We start from the raw sequence: 15,787 nt of genomic DNA on the forward strand, positions 1-15,787 counted from the left end.
TTAGATCTCCTCGCCTTCGCCGCCTTCGAAGCCGCCATCGCGCTCACGGCGCTCGCGGTCCTTGCGCTCGTCACGGTCGCGCTTCTGCATCATCACGGACGGCTCGGTCTCGAGCTCGTCGACCTTGATGGTCATGAAGCGAAGGATGTCTTCGTTGATGCGCATCTGACGTTCCATCTCGGCCACCGCAGCAGCGGGAGCGTTGAGGTTGAACATCGTGAAGTGCGCCTTGCGGTTCTTCTTGATGCGGTAGGCGAGGGACTTCACGCCCCACATCTCGGTCTTCTCGACGTTGCCGCCGTTCTGCTCGATAACGCCCTTGTACTGGTCGACCATTGCTTCGACCTGCTGGGGCGTCACGTCCTGGCGAGCCAGGAAGATATGCTCGTAGAGAGGCATAGTGGGCCTTTCTCAGGTTTGAGGTTCGGGCCTAAGCACGACGATATGAAGTGTTCAGGCCGGTTTCGCGCGTCCGATCGGCGCCAAGCCCTTCGAGCCTGCAAGGCCCGAGCGGTTGTCGAAGGCGGAGACACGGGACGACGGGTCCGAAAACCCAATGCGGCGAGCCGCACCGTCCGTTCAGCCCCCGGCCGGAGCGAACGCGAAGCGGGGGCTATAGTCGATTTGTTCGCAAAATGCAAACGGGTTGATCGTATCTCTTCGTCGTCCTCGGGCCCTCCGCGTCATGGCTGGCCTTGTGCCGGGCATCCACGCCTTCCGGCGCTGCGTTTCCAAGATGTGGATGGCCCGGTCAAGCCCGGCCATGACGAAAGAAAACGAGTGCGGTCATGACGAGGTGTGTCTTTACCGTTGATAGCCTCTCCGAGCGTCCGCGGGACACTGGTCAATGGGCCAGTCTAAGCTAAAACAGGCTTATGAAAGCACCTCCTCTTCGCCTTGGCGTCAATATCGATCACGTCGCAACCGTCCGAAACGCTCGGGGCGGGGTCCATCCGGACCCGATCCGGGCCGCCCATATGGCCGTGCTGGCAGGCGCGGACGGGATCACGGCCCATCTTCGCGAGGACCGGCGGCATATTCGCGACCAGGATATGGAACGCCTCAAGCGCCAGCTCTTCGTGCCGCTCAATTTCGAGATGGCAGCGACGCCGGAGATGATCGAGATCGCCACCCGGATCCACCCCCATGCTTGTTGCCTCGTGCCGGAAAAGCGCGAGGAGCGGACCACCGAAGGGGGGCTCGACATCATTGGTGGCGCTTCCCATCTGCGTCCGATGATCCAGCAACTGAAAGGTCAGGGCATCCGGGTGTCCCTCTTTGTCGAGCCGGAGATCGAGGTCATGGACGCCGCCTGCGATCTGGGCGCACCCGTGGTCGAGCTCCACACCGGCACCTATTGCGAGGCCGTCGCCGCAGGCGATGAGGCCAAGGTCGCTTACGAACTGGAGCGCCTGTGCCGCGCCGCTGCCCATGGAGCGGGTATCGGCCTGGAGATCCATGCGGGTCATGGGCTTGCCCTCGACTCCGTTCGCCCTGTCGCGGCCATTCCGCAGGTCGTGGAGCTGAATATCGGCCATTCTCTGATCGGCGACGCCATCTTCATGGGGCTCGACGAGGCCGTCCGTGCCATGCGCGCCGCCATGGACGAGGGCAGGGCACAGGTGGCGGTATGATACTCGGAATCGGATCGGATCTCTGCGACATTCGCCGGATCGAGCGCTCTCTTGAACGCTTCGGCGACCGCTTTACCCACCGCGTCTATACGGAGGGCGAGCGGGTCCGCAGTGATCGCCGCGCCGCCCGAGCGCCTTCTTACGCCCGGCGTTTCGCCGCCAAGGAAGCCTGCGCGAAAGCCCTCGGAACAGGGCTGAGCCAAGGTGTATTCTGGCGGGACATGGAGGTGGTCAATCTGCCGAGCGGCCGCCCGACGATGCGGCTGACCGGCGGGGCCCTGGAGCGGCTGCGGAAGATGACGCCAGACGGGTACGAGCCGTTCGTCCATGTCTCCCTGACCGATGATCCGCCCTTGGCCCAGGCCTTCGTGATTATCGAAGCCCTCTCCGTTGCGGAGGCGTCTGCGTTGCGGCAAGCCCCGCCATAGGCTAGAGCATGGCCCGGAGCGAAGGGCAGGCGCCGGAGGCCGGTGCCTGGCTGATCGAATTCTCGAGAACGGTTTGCACTTGGGGCACTGAAGTGCAAACCGTTCTCGATTTTGGACAACATAGGCGGCCTCAAGCCGCCACGTTCCTCAAGCATAGGTCGATCGACGTGAGCGACAACGCCAAGCAAACCATGGGTAGCACCGTGAAGAAGAAGGAAGAAGAAGGCCTTTGGGAAACCATCAAGGTCATCATCCAAGCGCTTTTAATCGCGGTGGTGGTCCGCACCGTCCTGTTCCAACCCTTCAATATTCCCTCGGGCTCTCTGATCCCGACCCTGCTGATCGGCGACTACCTTTTCGTCTCCAAGTATGCCTACGGTTATTCGAAGCACTCGATGCCCTTCAGCCCGCCTGTCTTCTCAGGCCGCATCTTCGGTTCCGAGCCGAAGCGCGGCGACATCGCGGTGTTCAAGCTGCCGAAGGACAATTCGACCGACTACATCAAGCGCGTGGTGGGTCTGCCGGGTGATCGCATTCAAGTGATCGCTGGCGTTTTGCATATCAATGGCCAGCCGGTTCAGCGCGAGCGTGTCGAGGATTACAAGACGACCGACGAATATGGTCGTTCCACCGCCGTTCCTCGCTACAAGGAAACCTTCCCTGACGGTTCGAGCCACTTCGTGATCGAGCTGAAGGGTGACCGCGCCTATTGGGACAATACGGATGTCTACACGGTGAAGCCCGGTCATTACTTCATGATGGGCGACAACCGGGACAACTCCACCGATTCCCGCGACGAGGCGAATGTGGGTCAGGTGCCAGCCGAGAACCTCGTTGGCCGAGCGGAGATCATCTTCTTCTCCATCGACGAAGGCGCGTCCCTGTTCCGATTCTGGGAATGGCCGCAGCGCATTCGCTGGGATCGCATGTTCGAGCGGATCCGTTAAGCCGTGGTCCGTCGCAAGCCGAACTATGACGAGTTGCTGGAGAAGCTGGAATACCAGTTTCAGAAGCCCGAACTTCTCGATGAGGCGCTCACCCATGTGAGCGCCCCCAAGGCCAGCGGAAAGAGCTATCAGCGTCTCGAGTTCTTGGGCGACCGGGTGCTGGGCCTTGCGATTGCCGAGACGCTCTACAAGACGTTTCCGAACGCCCCTGAAGGCGAGCTCTCACGCCGCCTCGCGGAGCTGGTGCGTCGTGAGAGCTGTGCCGAGATCGCCATCGCCTGGGATGTCGGGCCCTATCTGAAGCTCGGCGCGGGCGAGGCGCACTCGGGCGGGAGGCGCAATCAGACCATCCTGGCGGATGTGTGCGAAGCGATTATCGGGGCCGTATTCCTCGACGGCGGCTATGAGGTTGCAAAAGCTCTAGTGGAACGCTCGTTCAAGGCGCTGCTCGAAACTCCGCGCCGTCCCCTGCGCGATCCCAAGAGCGCGTTGCAGGAATGGGCGCAAGGACGAGGCCTGCCGCCTCCGACCTACACTATCGCGGAGCAAACCGGCCCCGATCACGCGCCCAAGTTCCGCGTGATGGTGAAGGTCAAAGGCACGGAAACCGAGTTCGGGCTCGGCACATCGAAGCGTATTGCGGAACAGGCTGCCGCGCGTAGTCTTCTCCTCAGAGAGGGCATCTGGACGGAGGACGAGCATGGAACAAACTGAGCCGGCCAACACCAAGGCGGGTTTCGTCGCGCTCATCGGTGCACCCAATGCGGGCAAGTCGACGCTGCTCAATGCGCTTGTGGGCTCCAAGGTCTCCATAGTCTCGCGCAAGGTTCAGACGACGCGCGCTTTGGTGCGCGGCATCGCGATGGAAGGCGATACGCAGATCGTGTTCGTGGACACACCCGGCATCTTCAAGCCGAAGCGCCGCCTCGACCGCGCCATGGTCACCTCGGCCTGGGGCGGAGCAGGGGACGCTGATGTCGTCGCGCTGCTGCTCGACGTGCGCAAAGGCGTCGACGATGAGGCCGAGGCTATCCTTAACAAATTGCCCGAGTTGAAGCAGCCGAAGGTACTGATCCTCAACAAGATCGACCTGATCGAGCGGTCGAAGCTCCTGGAACTTGCCGCTAAGCTCAACGAGAAGGTGCCCTTCGCCCACACCTTCATGATCTCGGCCCTGAACGGCGATGGCATCAACACTCTAAGAAGCCAGCTCGCCGCCATGATGCCCGCGGGTCCCTGGCTCTATCCGGAGGATCAGATCTCCGACGCGCCGTTGCGCATGCTTGCCGCCGAGATCACCCGCGAGAAGATCTACGAGCGCCTGCACGAGGAGCTGCCGTACCAGTCGACCGTCGAAACAGACCAGTGGCAGCAGCGCCCGGATGGCTCCGTGCGTATCGAGCAGACGGTGTTCGTGGAGCGCGACAGTCAGCGCAAGATCGTGCTCGGCAAGGGCGGCCAGACCATCAAGGCCATCGGCCAGGCGGCGCGCAAGGAGATCGCCGAGATCGCGGAGGCTCCCGTGCACCTCTTTATCTTCGTGAAGGTGCGCGAGAACTGGAGCGACGATCCCGAGCGCTACCGCGAGATGGGACTGGAATTCCCGAAGGGCTAATTCGTTTGATGCTTATCGCGCTCTTATCAAGCGCGATAAGCCGTTCTCAAGCCGCCCCAATGACGTCCGAGGATGCGGATCGGCACGTCCACTTCCTGCATCATCACGATCTTCCCGCCGCCCATGTCACGGGCATAGGCCTGCACGATGAAGGGACGTGTCGAGCGGGCAGCCGTGATGCCGGCGCGATCGTCGAAGATTCTCTTGTTTCGGCAATTGGCGGCGTTCCAGACGGGATCGTTCGCGCGCTGCGGCTGGGAGTAGATCCGGTTGTGAACCGGGATGTAGCCGTTGCGGTCGATGGGAAGGCAAAATGCCATCGTGGTGTCGGAGGCCAGCACGTGTTCGAGCACGGACGGCAGGATTTTCTCGAACACGGGAAGGTAGACCGTGCTGTACTGCGCGGGATCGGTGCCGGGGAGGAGCTTGTAATCCGTATCGAAGACGGCATCGCGCGAGACGCTTCCATCCTTCACAGCTTGCTCGATCAGCGCCTCGACCCGGCGTGCGGTTTCCTGCGCCAGCAGGATGCGCGGCTTATAGGCTGCTTCGACTTGTCCGATGAAGCTCTCGATACGGCTGCGGGTCTCAGTGGCGGGATGATCGAAGGCGCAATGAAGACCCATGGGGCTTGCCGCGACGATCAGAACGCCAACGCGGCCCATTTCCTGCGTCTCGATCTCAGCACGCTGTCCGGGGGCCATGCGCACCGTGTCGGTCGCTGCCAGAAGCATGCCACCGGTGCTGATGTCGATCAGTCGTGAGGTCGCGCTGTTTGCGCCGATGCGGATCGTGACGGGACGTTCGACAGGGAAGCGATCTGATTGCCGCCTGTCACCGAGTTCGCTCTGGCGAATGACGGTGACGAAACGCTGCCCCAGGGCCTTGGCCAAACCATCCGCCGTCTTCGTGGCCTGATCGGCTTGGTGTGCACGTTGGCTCGCATCGAGAGAGATGGTGTCCACGTCGCTCGCGCGGTCGCTGACCCTGCCCACGCTGCTCGACGTGACGCTTGCGAGGCGCGAGACTTCATCGATGGCTGCATTCTGCTCGCCGACCGCTTGGCGCACCGTATCGAAGACAGGGCGAACACCCTGCACGACATCGACGACCGATGTCACGGCACTCGTGGAAGCCTCCGCCGTTTCGCGCAAATGGTCGATACGCTGGCGGATGTTGTCGGCGGCCCTGGCGGTTTCTGTCGAGAGAGTTTTCACCTCGCTGGCGACGACGGCAAAGCCGCGTCCAGCCTCGCCTGCGCGTGCCGCCTCAATGGTCGCGTTGAGTGCGAGAAGATTGGTCTGGCGGGCAACGGCGGAGATCGTATCGACGATGCCGACGATCTCCGCGGTCGCTGCGGAAAGCTGCGTAATGAGAGCGCTCGCTCTTTTCGCGGCCTGAACCGCACTGTCGATCTGCTCGCTCGCGTGATCCATCGCCCGGCCGATCTCGGAGGCCGTCGTGGCGAGTTCTTCAGTCGAGGAGGCCAGCGAGAGCGTTTCGCTCGAAGCCGTGCGTCCTGAAGCTGCGAGCTCGTCAGCATGCGTGCGGATCTCGGCCAGATCCTTCTCCACCGCCGCTACGTCGGCTGCGGCCACGGCAATGGCTTGGGTGACCCCTTGGATCGCTTTCAGCACATCCGCTTCCAGCGAGTTCACGACCTCTACATCCCGCGTCCTGTCGCTCAGGGGCGGGGGAGTGGCCGCAGCCAACGGCTCGGAGGCCGCAGCGTCTTGAGGGGCTTCTTGAGGCGTGTGGCGTCGCAGAAGACCGAGCATTGTCCCGCTCTTATGATTGTTGATTCCCTAACGTCATTGTGGTGACGGAAGCCTGCGCGAAGCTGGTGGCATACAAACACAATCACCCGGCGATGAGGTCACATCGCCGGGTGATTGTGTTTCAAGAACTCCAACCGCGCGTGTTACTGCTGGTTCTGACCCTGCAGCAGCGGCGTGATGCGGCGGAGAGTGACGCGGCGGTTCTCCTGTTCGGGGCCCTGCGTGTCCACCTTCAGATACTGCTCGCCGTAGCCCTGCGTGGTCAGGTTCTCGGCGGGGATCTGGAATTGCTGCGTCAGGATGGTTGCAACCGTTTCCGCACGGCGATCGGAGAGGGTAAGGTTGTCCTCGTCCGAGCCGACCGCATCGGTGTGACCTTCCACGAGGAAGATCTCGTTCGGGTTGCGGGAGATGGCCTGACGCAGACCTTCGGCGATGACACTGAGAGCGTTCACCTGATCCGGCGGCAACTCCCAGGAACCGAACTCAAAGTTGATCGTGTCAAGGTCCACGCGGCGCATCCGCTCACGTAGCGGCTGGCTGCGGCGGATCTCGTCGAGGGTATAGGCGCGTTCGATGCGCTCCACCGGCGGGGCGGTGAAGGCTTCCACGATCTGTCTCGGGGAGGCGCGTTCCGTTTCCACGATGTACTCCTCGCGCGGGATGCGCACCGTGGGCGGCGGCAGCCGGAGCACTTCTTCTTCCACGTAGCCGTAGCCCGGACGGACATTAACGCCGCCGCGACGATTCTCGATGAGGACGACCTCACGACCGGCAGGCTCGCGCCTCACGCGACGAATGAGATTGCCATATTCGTCGCGCACCGAAATGATTTCCGAGCCGTCAGGCCGACGAACGATGGTGACCTCCTCATTGCCGCCGCGACGTTCCACGCGAACATCATCGGCACCGTAGATGCGGCGGAAGCGTTCCGACTCATCGTGACGGATGATGACCTCGTTGCCCTCCCGGACGATCGTGCGGTTGCCAGGCTCCTCGATGATGACGCGGGTTCCCTCCCTGCGCTCACGCCGTTGGGTGCGCAGATCCTCGATGCGTACACGCGATGCGTCGAGCGGCTGTTGGGCCGCCTGGGGTGCCGCAGGGGCCGGGGCAGCGGCTGCCGGCGGCTGGGCACGGGGAGCCCCAGGTGCCGCCGGAGCCGGCGCCGTCTGAGCCGGAGCAGGCGGAGTCGGCGCAGGCTGTGTGCGGGGTGCCGGAGCCTGCGTCGGAGCCGGGGCTGGCGGTGCAGGCTCGGTTCGCGGCTGGGTTGCCGCGGGCGGAGTGCGGCGCGGCTCACGTTCGGGCTGTGGAACGTCGCGGGGGCTCGGCACGGTCCGAGGCTGAGCCGGTGCCGGCGGGGTCGCAGGCTGCGCGGCCGGAGGCGCTGCAGGACGTACCGGTGTTTCCGGTTCCTGCTGGCGTTGACGCGGGCGCTCCGCCGGACGCTGGTCACGCTCCTGAGTGCTGGGACGAGCAGGGCGTTCCGGCGTCTCGGCTGGCGGACGAACCCGCTCGGCAGGAGTTTGCCCAGGGCGGGTCGGGGTAGCCGGTTCTGCGCCGGAAGGCGGTGTCGCACGCTCAGGGCGCTGCTCTTGGCGTTCGGCCGGCTGGCGCTGCTCGCGGCCCGGGCGCTGAGCCGGGCGCGTTTCTTCATCGGGGCTCGTGGCACGGGGCGGGCGAGGGGCCTCGGGGGCTGCTCCCTGACTACCACCGCGCTGGGGACGCTGGCCGTCCTCATCCGCTCCGCGCCGCTCCTGTCGGCGCTGCTGACCGGGAGGGGCCTGTTCATCCTGTCCCTGCGGTCTTTGACGGGCTCTCGGAGGCAATTGGGGCTGGTCGCCGGGCTCGGCCTGGGCCAGGGTGACAGGGGCCGAGGTCTGCGGCTGGAGCGCAGAAGCGTTCGCCGACAGCATCATCAGCGGGAGAGCTGTGCTCGCAAGAAACAGGTTGGTGATCTTCATGATACTCAATTCACTTTCGGGGATTCAAGCTGATCGTGAATGCTAAGCTGCCCCGTTGGTTCCATTTCGGGTCGATCTTCGGTCTTGGAGAATATCTTAACAATTTCGCCCAATGCTGTTGGAAAATATGGCAAAAAGCCTGCTGAATGCTTACATCACGGCTTCAGCCGATTGAGCCTGAAGAAAGCACCCGCACCCGATGCACTGGACCGATGAAGGCGTCGTTCTCGGCGTCCGTAAACATGGCGAGACGAGCGTCATCCTCGAGCTGATGACGCGCGAGCACGGCCGCCATTCGGGCCTCGTCCATGGCGGGCGCTCAAAGGCCCTTCAGGCCGTGCTCCAGCCGGGCAATACCGTGCAGGCCACATGGCGGGCGCGGCTCGATGAGCATCTCGGCAACTTCCAGGTCGAGGGGTTGAGCCTGCGAGCCTCTCGTCTCATGAACTCGTCCATGGCGCTCTATGGCCTTGCCGCCCTGGCGAACCTGCTGCGCTTCGTACCCGAACGCGATCCGCATTTCGCTCTCTACGAAACCTTGACCGTTCTGGTGGATCATCTGGACGACCCGGACCTTGCCCCGGCGCTCTTCGTGCGGTTCGAGCTCGCCATGCTATCCGAGCTCGGTTTCGGGTTGGACCTATCCTCCTGTGCAGCGACAGGCACTGAGAGGGATCTCATCTATGTGTCCCCGAGAAGCGGGCGGGCAGTGAGCGCGGCGGCGGGGGAGCCCTACAAGGATCGCCTTCTCAAACTCCCCGGCTTCCTGATTGGTCAGACGAAAGCTAACCGCCCGAGCGAGAGCGAGATCCGAGCCGGATTTGCACTCACGGACTTCTTCCTGCATCAGAACGTCTTCGACCCTCAGGGGCAGCAGGCACCGGAGGAACGGGCGCGTTTCGTCGCACTCGCGACAGCTGGGGACGAATGAGGTATGTTTCTGTTATGTTCTCATTTCAGGTGATAAAGAAGCGATTCGCTATTGAGGAATTCAGGTAATGGGTAAGCCGGTCAATCCACCGTCTGGCGGCGAGATCGAGAACATCAATCTCAAGGACGCCCTGGAGGAGCGCTATCTGGCCTATGCGCTCTCCACCATCATGCACCGTGCGCTGCCGGACGCGCGAGACGGGTTGAAGCCCGTCCACCGCCGCATCCTGCATGCCATGCGGCTGTTGAAGCTCGACCCGAAATCCGCGCCGAAGAAATGCGCCCGCATCGTCGGCGACGTGATGGGTCAGTACCACCCGCACGGCGACCAATCGATCTATGACGCCCTGGTGCGCATGGCGCAGGATTTCGCCCAGCGCTATCCGCTGGCGGACGGGCAGGGTAATTTCGGCAATATCGATGGCGATGGTGCCGCCGCCATGCGCTACACCGAAGCCAAGCTGACGGAGGTCGCGCGCCTGCTTCTGGAAGGCATCGATGAGGATGCCGTCGATTTCCGCGAAACCTACGATCAGGCAAACGAAGAGCCGGTGGTGCTGCCCGCCGCCTTCCCGAATCTGCTCGCCAATGGCTCACAGGGCATCGCGGTCGGCATGGCCACCTCCATTCCGCCGCATAATGCGGCGGAGCTGTGCGACGCAGCGCTGCATCTCATCTCGAAGCCGAATGCGACCTCCGAGCAACTGATGCAGTTCGTGCCGGGGCCGGATCTTCCGACCGGCGGCATCATCGTCGACACGCTGGCTTCCATGGCTGAGACCTACAGCACGGGCCGGGGTTCGTTCCGCGTGCGCGCCCGTTGGCACAAGGAGGATCTCGGGCGTGGCAACTGGCAGATCGTCGTCACCGAAATCCCGTACGCGGTGCCGAAGTCCCGCCTGATCGAGAAGATCGCGGAGCTGCTGCAGGAAAAAAAGCTGCCGCTGCTTGCGGACGTTCGCGATGAATCGGCTGAGGATATTCGCGTGGTTCTTGAGCCCCGCGCGAAGACCGTTGATCCGATCATCCTCATGGAGTCGCTCTTCAAGCTCACCGAGTTAGAGAGCCGCATTCCGATGAACGTGAACGTGCTCGCCGGCGGCAAGGTGCCGAAGGTGTTGAGCCTTGCGGAATGCCTGCGCGAATGGCTCGACCATCGCCGCGAGGTGCTGATCCGCCGCTCCAAGTTCCGCCTCGCTGCCATCGACAGGCGCTTGGAGATCTTGGGTGGCCTGCTCATCGTCTATCTCGACCTCGACAGGGTGATCAAAATCATCCGCGAGGAGGACGAGCCGAAGGCGGAGCTGATGCGCGTCTTCAAGCTCACCGAGGTTCAAGCCAACGCCATTCTGGACACGCGCCTGCGCTCACTTCGCAAGCTCGAGGAGATGGAGCTCAAGCGCGAGCAGAAGAACCTGCAGGACGAGAAAGCCAAGATCGAGGAGCTGCTCGGCTCCGAGAAGATTCAGTGGAAGGCCGTTGCCACTGATATCAAGGAGGTTCGCAAGACCTTCGGTCCTGACACGACTCTCGGCAAGCGCCGTACCACCTTCGCCGAGGCGCCGGACACCTCCGACATCGACTTCGCGGAGGCCATGATCGAGCGCGAGCCGATTACGGTCATCGTCTCCGAGAAGGGCTGGGTCCGCGCCATGAAGGGGCATCAGGAGGATCTCTCCTCATTGCAGTTCAGAGGCGACGACAAGCTCAAGACCGCCTTCTTCGCCGAAACCACGTCCAAGATCATCGTGGCGGCGAACAACGGCCGCTTCTTCACGCTGGATGCGTCGAAGCTCCCCGGCGGTCGCGGTTTCGGCGATCCGATCCGCCTGATGGTGGATCTGGAAGAAGGTGCGGACTTCATTGCCGCCTTCCCGTACAAGGCGGGCTCGAAGCTGCTTGTCGTGAGCTCCGATGGACGCGGCTTCATCGTGCCCACCGACGAGGTCACGGCGAATACACGTAAGGGCAAGCAGATCCTCAACCTTGACGCGCCGGCGAACATGGTCGTCTGCACCGATGCTAAGGGCGATCACGTCGCAGTCATCGGCGAGAACCGCAAGCTCCTGATCTTCCCCGCAAAGCAGGTGCCGGAGATGACGCGCGGCAAGGGCGTGCGCCTCCAGCGCTACAAGGACGGCGGCGTCTCCGACGCCAAGGTCTTCACGTTGAAGGAAGGCCTGACCTGGAAGGATACGTCCGGCCGCACCTGGACGGTAGCCAAGGAAGACCTGCGCGACTGGATGGGTGACCGCACCGAAGCCGGCCGCCTGCCGCCGAAAGGCTTCCCGAAATCGAACAAGTTCGGGGAGTGAGCGGCATTCCTGCGTCTCTTTCTGAAGGTCAGCAATGAGCCATCCCGGACGGCGTGCGCCGATCCGGGATCGGATGACTGACATTCTCCACGTCACGGCCGGGCTTGTCCCGGTCATCTCGGTTTAGAAGAGTGCTGCGCTTCTCGTAATCGAGATCACCGGCACAAGGCCGGTGATGACGTATCCTAGCCCTGATCGGCCGTTCCGCCGATCGTCTCCGTCGGGTTCTGCATATCTGCCGGCACAGGGCCGCTCTCGCCGGCGCCGCGTTCGAGTTTCGAGGCGATTTCCGCCACGTGGCGTCCCTGGAAGCGTGCGCCGCCTAGTTCGTTCTCGCTCGGCTGACGCGAGCCGTCGCCACCTGCGAGCGTCGTCGCGGCATAAGGCGTGCCCCTGAGAATTCATCCATCTTGGTCTGGCCCGGATAGGAATAGGGCGGTCCCACGATGACTATGCCGTGATGCAAGAGCGTGGTGTGGAACGAGGTGGTCCTGGTTTCCCGGCCGCCGTGCCGGGTGCCCGTGGAGGCGAACACGCTGCCGACCCTCCCGACAAACGCGCCCTTCACCCAAAGTCCGCCGGTCTGATCAAGGAAGTTGCGCATCTGTGTCGCCATGTTGCCGTAGCGGGTGGGTGTGCCGAAGATGATGGCTTCGTAGTCGGCGAGCTCGTTCGGGCTTGCAATGGGCGCATCCTGCATCCTGGTCGATCTTCATGCCGGATTGCGCGCGATCTCCTCGGGGACGAGTTCCGGAACACGCTTGACGAAGACCTCGGTGCCGGGCACCGAGCGTGTGCCTTCCGCAATGGCCTGAGCCATCGTCTCAACATGACCGTAGGAGGAGTAGTAGAGGACCAAGATCCTGGCCATGGAGCACCTGTACTTGCGTATGAAGGCTACGGGAGCAACAAACGAGGCGCGGGCAGGGTTGTCTCGATGCTCTCACGAATTGACCTGCCTATTCGAGCGATGTCGTGACGAACTCGGGCGTGGCCCCCACACGTTCCGAGAAGACCGCAAAGGCGGGGAAGTCCTAGGCCGAGGCACTTGTATGATGCGCAAGTCTGAGCCGTTTAAGATATATTGCGTCGTATCCTCTCTATTCGGGGGGCTCAATCGCAGATGGATTCCTTTAAGGAAGGTGCTTAGCCGCAAGGCGCAGAATCCGCTCACACGTGTTCCTGTGCTTAAAGGCCGAACACGTTCTCGCGAAAGGGTGATCTGATGATCGTTCGTTCTTTGTTGCTTGCTGGAGCTGCGAGCGGATCGCTGATTGCCGTCTCTCCGGCCATGGCTCAGTATGTGCCCCTTGGCTCGCTCATGAATGCAGTGCACGCCTCTCAGCCGGCTCCGCAACCTGGAATGCAAGCCCAGCAGCCCCAGGTCCAGGCCAAGAAGCCGACGCGGGCCCGAGGAGAAAAACCAGGCGGTAAGTCGAAAGTCGGCGCGCCACCACCGCAGTACGACGTGCCGCGCAACAATCGCCCTCGCTACCACGGCGGACCCTCGGACGATAACGGCTGAGACAGCTCCCGCCATCGATTCTTCGTAGCGGGTGGCTTAGTCCACCCGCACCCAGCCGTGACTTCCTAAGCGCTCTTGCGGGGTGAAGCGGGCCTTGTAGCCCATCTTCTTCGAACCTTCGACCCAGTAGCCGAGATAGAGATAGGGCAAGCCCATCATCCGCGCGCGGCGGATATGATCAAGAATCATAAAGGTGCCGAGGCTTCGATCCTGATGGTCCGGGTCATAGAAGGAATAGACCATCGACAGGCCATCGCTCATCACGTCCATCAGGCTGACGGCGATGAGATCGCCTTCGCCTCTGCCCGTGATGGCGCTGTCGATGCCACGCCGACGATACTCGATGAGCTTCGTGTCCACATGGCTGTCCTCGACCATCATGGAGTAGTCGAGCACCGACATGTCCGCCATACCGCCATCAGCGTGGCGCGCGTCCACGTAGTGGCGGAAGAGCGCGTATTGCTCCGAGGATGGGCGGTTAGGAATCTCGTACCCGATAAGGTCGGCATTGTTTTTCAGAACACGCTTCAGATTCCCCGACGGCTCGAATTCATCCACGAGAACCCGAACCGACACGCAGGCGCGGCAGGTGTCGCAGGCGGGGCGATAGGCGATCGTCTGCGAACGACGGAATCCACCTTGCGTGAGGATCTCGTTCAGCTCGCGGCCGCGCCGGCCGACGATATGCGTGAAGACCTTCCGCTCCTCCTTGCCCGGCAGATAAGGGCACGCCGAGGGCGAGGTGAGATAGAATTGCGGTGCGTCGCGGGAGTGACTCGTCAAGCCGGAAAGCCTTGTGGAGAAACCTTGAGCGCTGATTCAACGCTCAAAGAATAACATTGGTGCCCGCCCCGTCCAGGAAAAGAGGAGGGATGTCGCAGTCTCCTTAGTCGACGCGAATGATCATCATGCCCGTGAGCAGATCACGGATGAAGCGCCCGTCATTGCGCAGGAAGCCGACGAGCACGTCGCAGAGCCAGAGCAGGAAGGTCGAGATCGCGACGTAGAAGAACAGGGCGTGCACAGCCGCGGCAAGCATGGAGACGCCTCGTCCCGTCGCTGGATCGATGACACGAAGACCCATGGTGCGCATTCCCACCGTCGCCTGATTGGGACTGCCGATGGTCACCGCGTTGTAGACGATGAAGATGAGCGCAGTGAGGGGCAGGGCGAAGAACAATCCCCATCCGAGTCCCAGGGTGATGAGCCCGAGGAAGAAGATGCCGATTGAAATCAGCACCACCCAGAGCGCGATCACGAACAGGTCGATGAGATAGGCCCAGAAACGGCGCGCGATGACGCCTTCCGTCAGGCGGGTATCAACCTGATAAGTGTTGTACTCGACAGTCGGCGGGTAGGGCCGATTGACCATTGTCTTAAATCCTCAATAGGCGGTCTCCGACAGACAGCGGGAGTCGATCCGCTGCGGAGCGAGCCCCTCCGCCTTCAGGGCATCGAACACCTCCAATGTATGTTGCCTGTCGCGAGTTTCGATAGTGATGTCGATCGAAACACCCTTCGCAGGCACATCAAGGAAGAGACGGCCATGCGAAACCTCGAGGATGTTCGCGCCGAGGCTGCCGAGGAGGCTCGCGACGCGGCCGAGCAGTCCTGGCCTGTCATGGGAGGTGATGCGGAAGGAGGCGATACGGTCGTCGCGCTCCAGCTCGCGCACCATGACGGAAGCGAGGATGCGCGCATCGATATTGCCGCCGCAAAGCACGAGACCCACCCGCTTGCCCTCGAAGCGCTTGGGCTCGGCAAGCATCGCGGCAAGGCCCGCCGCGCCCGCGCCTTCGGCCATGGTCCGCTGCAAGGTAGCATAGGCGTTGACCGCGCGCTCGATCAGCGGCTCCTCGACGAGGATCATATCGGAGACGAGATCTCGCACGATGGGCAGAGGCAGCTGACCCACAGTTTTCACCGCGATGCCTTCAGCCAGCGTCGCGCCGCCGATGGGCCGGTTCTCGCCTCGGATCGCGTTGGTGAAGGACGGGTAGAGTGCCGCTTCCACGCCGACGATTTCGATGGAGGGCTTCAAGGCCTTTGCCGCGATGGTGATACCGGAGATCAGCCCACCGCCGCCGATCGGTACGACGATCTGGTCGAGATCGGGCGCATCCGCCAGCATCTCCATGGCGATGGTGCCCTGGCCCGCCATGACCTTCGGGTCGTCATACGGATGAACGAGGACGAGGCCTTCCGCCTCGATGATCTCGCGAACGCGGTGTGCGGATTCATAGAGTGTTTCGCCGTAAAGGATCACGCGCGCGCCATAAGAGCGGGTGTTCTCTGCCTTCACCAGGGGGGCGCTTTCCGGCATGACGATGGTGGCCGGGATGCCGAGGCGGCGAGCGTGGTAGGCCACAGCCTGAGCATGGTTGCCGGCCGACATGGCGATGACCCCGCGCTTGCGCTCGTCAGGAGTGAGGCTCTCAAGCTTGTTCACCGCGCCGCGCTCCTTGAAGGAGCCGGTGGGTTGCATGTTCTCGTGCTTCACGCAGACGTTGGCGCCGGTGATCTGGGACAGTCGCGGAGCGGGCACGAGCGGAGTGCGCAGAACCTGACCATGGATGGTGCTGGCTGCGCGCTCCACATCCTGCAGGTTGATGGCGTAATCGGCCAAGGTTTCCTCCAGATCCTTATTATAG

General features: G+C 62.6%; 14 protein-coding genes and 1 pseudogene. 8 read left to right on the forward strand and 7 right to left on the reverse strand.

Going from position 1 to position 15,787, the window contains the following annotated elements:
* The gene (gene rpsF / locus AA309_RS01110) at window positions 1–399 is read right to left on the reverse strand and encodes a 30S ribosomal protein S6 (protein WP_047187141.1); all 399 of its coding nucleotides are present in this window, start codon (window positions 397–399) and stop codon (window positions 1–3) included.
* A gap of 476 nt (window positions 400–875) precedes the next feature.
* On the opposite strand from rpsF, the gene AA309_RS01115 reads away from it, so the two are divergent.
* From AA309_RS01115 to era, 5 genes are all read left to right on the forward strand, one after another.
* A complete protein-coding gene (locus AA309_RS01115) occupies window positions 876–1,634 on the forward strand; it encodes a pyridoxine 5'-phosphate synthase (protein WP_047187142.1) in 759 nt (252 codons plus the stop codon).
* Window positions 1,631–2,062 carry a holo-ACP synthase gene (acpS, locus tag AA309_RS01120; protein ID WP_047187143.1) on the forward strand — a complete coding sequence of 144 codons (432 nt, stop codon included), beginning with the start codon at window positions 1,631–1,633 and terminating at the stop codon, window positions 2,060–2,062. Before AA309_RS01115 ends, acpS begins: the two co-directional genes overlap by 4 nt.
* Before the next feature lie 191 nt (window positions 2,063–2,253).
* Window positions 2,254–3,009, forward strand: coding sequence for a signal peptidase I (gene lepB, locus AA309_RS01125; RefSeq protein WP_047187238.1), 756 nt, complete (start codon window positions 2,254–2,256; stop codon window positions 3,007–3,009).
* Window positions 3,010–3,012: 3 nt separating this feature from the next.
* Window positions 3,013–3,723: a ribonuclease III gene (rnc, locus tag AA309_RS01130; protein WP_047187144.1), complete on the forward strand. Its 711-nt coding sequence runs from the start codon at window positions 3,013–3,015 to the stop codon at window positions 3,721–3,723.
* Window positions 3,710–4,624, forward strand: a complete 915-nt coding sequence (gene era, locus AA309_RS01135; RefSeq protein WP_047187145.1) for a GTPase Era — start codon at window positions 3,710–3,712, stop codon at window positions 4,622–4,624. The genes rnc and era overlap by 14 nt, the downstream gene beginning before the upstream one ends.
* Before the next feature lie 26 nt (window positions 4,625–4,650).
* Here era and AA309_RS01140 read toward each other — a convergent pair whose 3' ends face one another.
* Together AA309_RS01140 and AA309_RS36190 are read right to left on the reverse strand one after the other, a co-directional pair.
* A complete protein-coding gene (locus tag AA309_RS01140; protein ID WP_052954414.1) occupies window positions 4,651–6,402 on the reverse strand; it encodes a methyl-accepting chemotaxis protein in 1,752 nt (583 codons plus the stop codon).
* Between the two features lie 143 nt (window positions 6,403–6,545).
* On the reverse strand, window positions 6,546–8,366 hold the full coding sequence (locus tag AA309_RS36190; protein WP_047187146.1) for an OmpA family protein: 1,821 nt from the start codon (window positions 8,364–8,366) through the stop codon (window positions 6,546–6,548).
* 199 nt (window positions 8,367–8,565) lie between these two features.
* Here AA309_RS36190 and recO point away from each other — a divergent pair, with 199 nt between their 5' ends.
* Entirely contained in the window at window positions 8,566–9,297 is a 732-nt protein-coding gene (gene recO / locus AA309_RS01150) for a DNA repair protein RecO (RefSeq protein WP_047187147.1), read from the forward strand.
* Window positions 9,298–9,364: 67 nt separating this feature from the next.
* A complete protein-coding gene (gene parC, locus AA309_RS01155; RefSeq protein WP_047187148.1) occupies window positions 9,365–11,611 on the forward strand; it encodes a DNA topoisomerase IV subunit A in 2,247 nt (748 codons plus the stop codon).
* Window positions 11,612–11,796: 185 nt separating this feature from the next.
* Here the strand turns inward: parC and wrbA are convergent.
* Window positions 11,797–12,482, reverse strand: a pseudogene (gene wrbA, locus AA309_RS01160) (NAD(P)H:quinone oxidoreductase).
* 354 nt (window positions 12,483–12,836) lie between these two features.
* Here wrbA and AA309_RS33975 point away from each other — a divergent pair.
* Entirely contained in the window at window positions 12,837–13,136 is a 300-nt protein-coding gene (locus tag AA309_RS33975; RefSeq protein ID WP_150117349.1) for a hypothetical protein, read from the forward strand.
* Between the two features lie 36 nt (window positions 13,137–13,172).
* On the opposite strand, the gene AA309_RS01165 is transcribed toward AA309_RS33975, so the two are convergent.
* The 3 genes from AA309_RS01165 to AA309_RS01175 all read right to left on the reverse strand — a co-directional run bounded on the left by AA309_RS01165 (window position 13,173) and on the right by AA309_RS01175 (window position 15,762).
* The gene (locus AA309_RS01165; RefSeq protein ID WP_047187149.1) at window positions 13,173–13,919 is read right to left on the reverse strand and encodes an arginyltransferase; all 747 of its coding nucleotides are present in this window, start codon (window positions 13,917–13,919) and stop codon (window positions 13,173–13,175) included.
* Between the two features lie 103 nt (window positions 13,920–14,022).
* Window positions 14,023–14,508, reverse strand: a complete 486-nt coding sequence (locus tag AA309_RS01170) for an RDD family protein (protein ID WP_047187150.1) — start codon at window positions 14,506–14,508, stop codon at window positions 14,023–14,025.
* Window positions 14,509–14,520: 12 nt separating this feature from the next.
* Window positions 14,521–15,762 carry a threonine ammonia-lyase gene (locus AA309_RS01175; protein ID WP_244470213.1) on the reverse strand — a complete coding sequence of 414 codons (1,242 nt, stop codon included), beginning with the start codon at window positions 15,760–15,762 and terminating at the stop codon, window positions 14,521–14,523.
* Between the last annotated feature and the right edge of the window lie 25 nt (window positions 15,763–15,787).

Source organism: Microvirga vignae (assembly GCF_001017175.1).
Lineage (GTDB): Bacteria > Pseudomonadota > Alphaproteobacteria > Rhizobiales > Beijerinckiaceae > Microvirga > Microvirga vignae.

Excerpts from the sequence above, each read along its gene's own strand:
- rpsF (WP_047187141.1), bottom strand. The coding sequence starts at position 399 with ATGCCTCTCTACGAGCATATCTTCCTGGCTCGCCAGGACGTGACGCCC.
- AA309_RS01115 (WP_047187142.1), top strand. The coding sequence starts at position 876 with ATGAAAGCACCTCCTCTTCGCCTTGGCGTCAATATCGATCACGTCGCA.
- acpS (WP_047187143.1), top strand. The coding sequence starts at position 1,631 with ATGATACTCGGAATCGGATCGGATCTCTGCGACATTCGCCGGATCGAG.
- lepB (WP_047187238.1), top strand. The coding sequence starts at position 2,254 with ATGGGTAGCACCGTGAAGAAGAAGGAAGAAGAAGGCCTTTGGGAAACC.
- era (WP_047187145.1), top strand. The coding sequence starts at position 3,710 with ATGGAACAAACTGAGCCGGCCAACACCAAGGCGGGTTTCGTCGCGCTC.
- AA309_RS01140 (WP_052954414.1), bottom strand. The coding sequence starts at position 6,402 with ATGCTCGGTCTTCTGCGACGCCACACGCCTCAAGAAGCCCCTCAAGAC.
- AA309_RS36190 (WP_047187146.1), bottom strand. The coding sequence starts at position 8,366 with ATGAAGATCACCAACCTGTTTCTTGCGAGCACAGCTCTCCCGCTGATG.
- recO (WP_047187147.1), top strand. The coding sequence starts at position 8,566 with ATGCACTGGACCGATGAAGGCGTCGTTCTCGGCGTCCGTAAACATGGC.
- parC (WP_047187148.1), top strand. The coding sequence starts at position 9,365 with ATGGGTAAGCCGGTCAATCCACCGTCTGGCGGCGAGATCGAGAACATC.
- AA309_RS33975 (WP_150117349.1), top strand. The coding sequence starts at position 12,837 with ATGATCGTTCGTTCTTTGTTGCTTGCTGGAGCTGCGAGCGGATCGCTG.
- AA309_RS01170 (WP_047187150.1), bottom strand. The coding sequence starts at position 14,508 with ATGGTCAATCGGCCCTACCCGCCGACTGTCGAGTACAACACTTATCAG.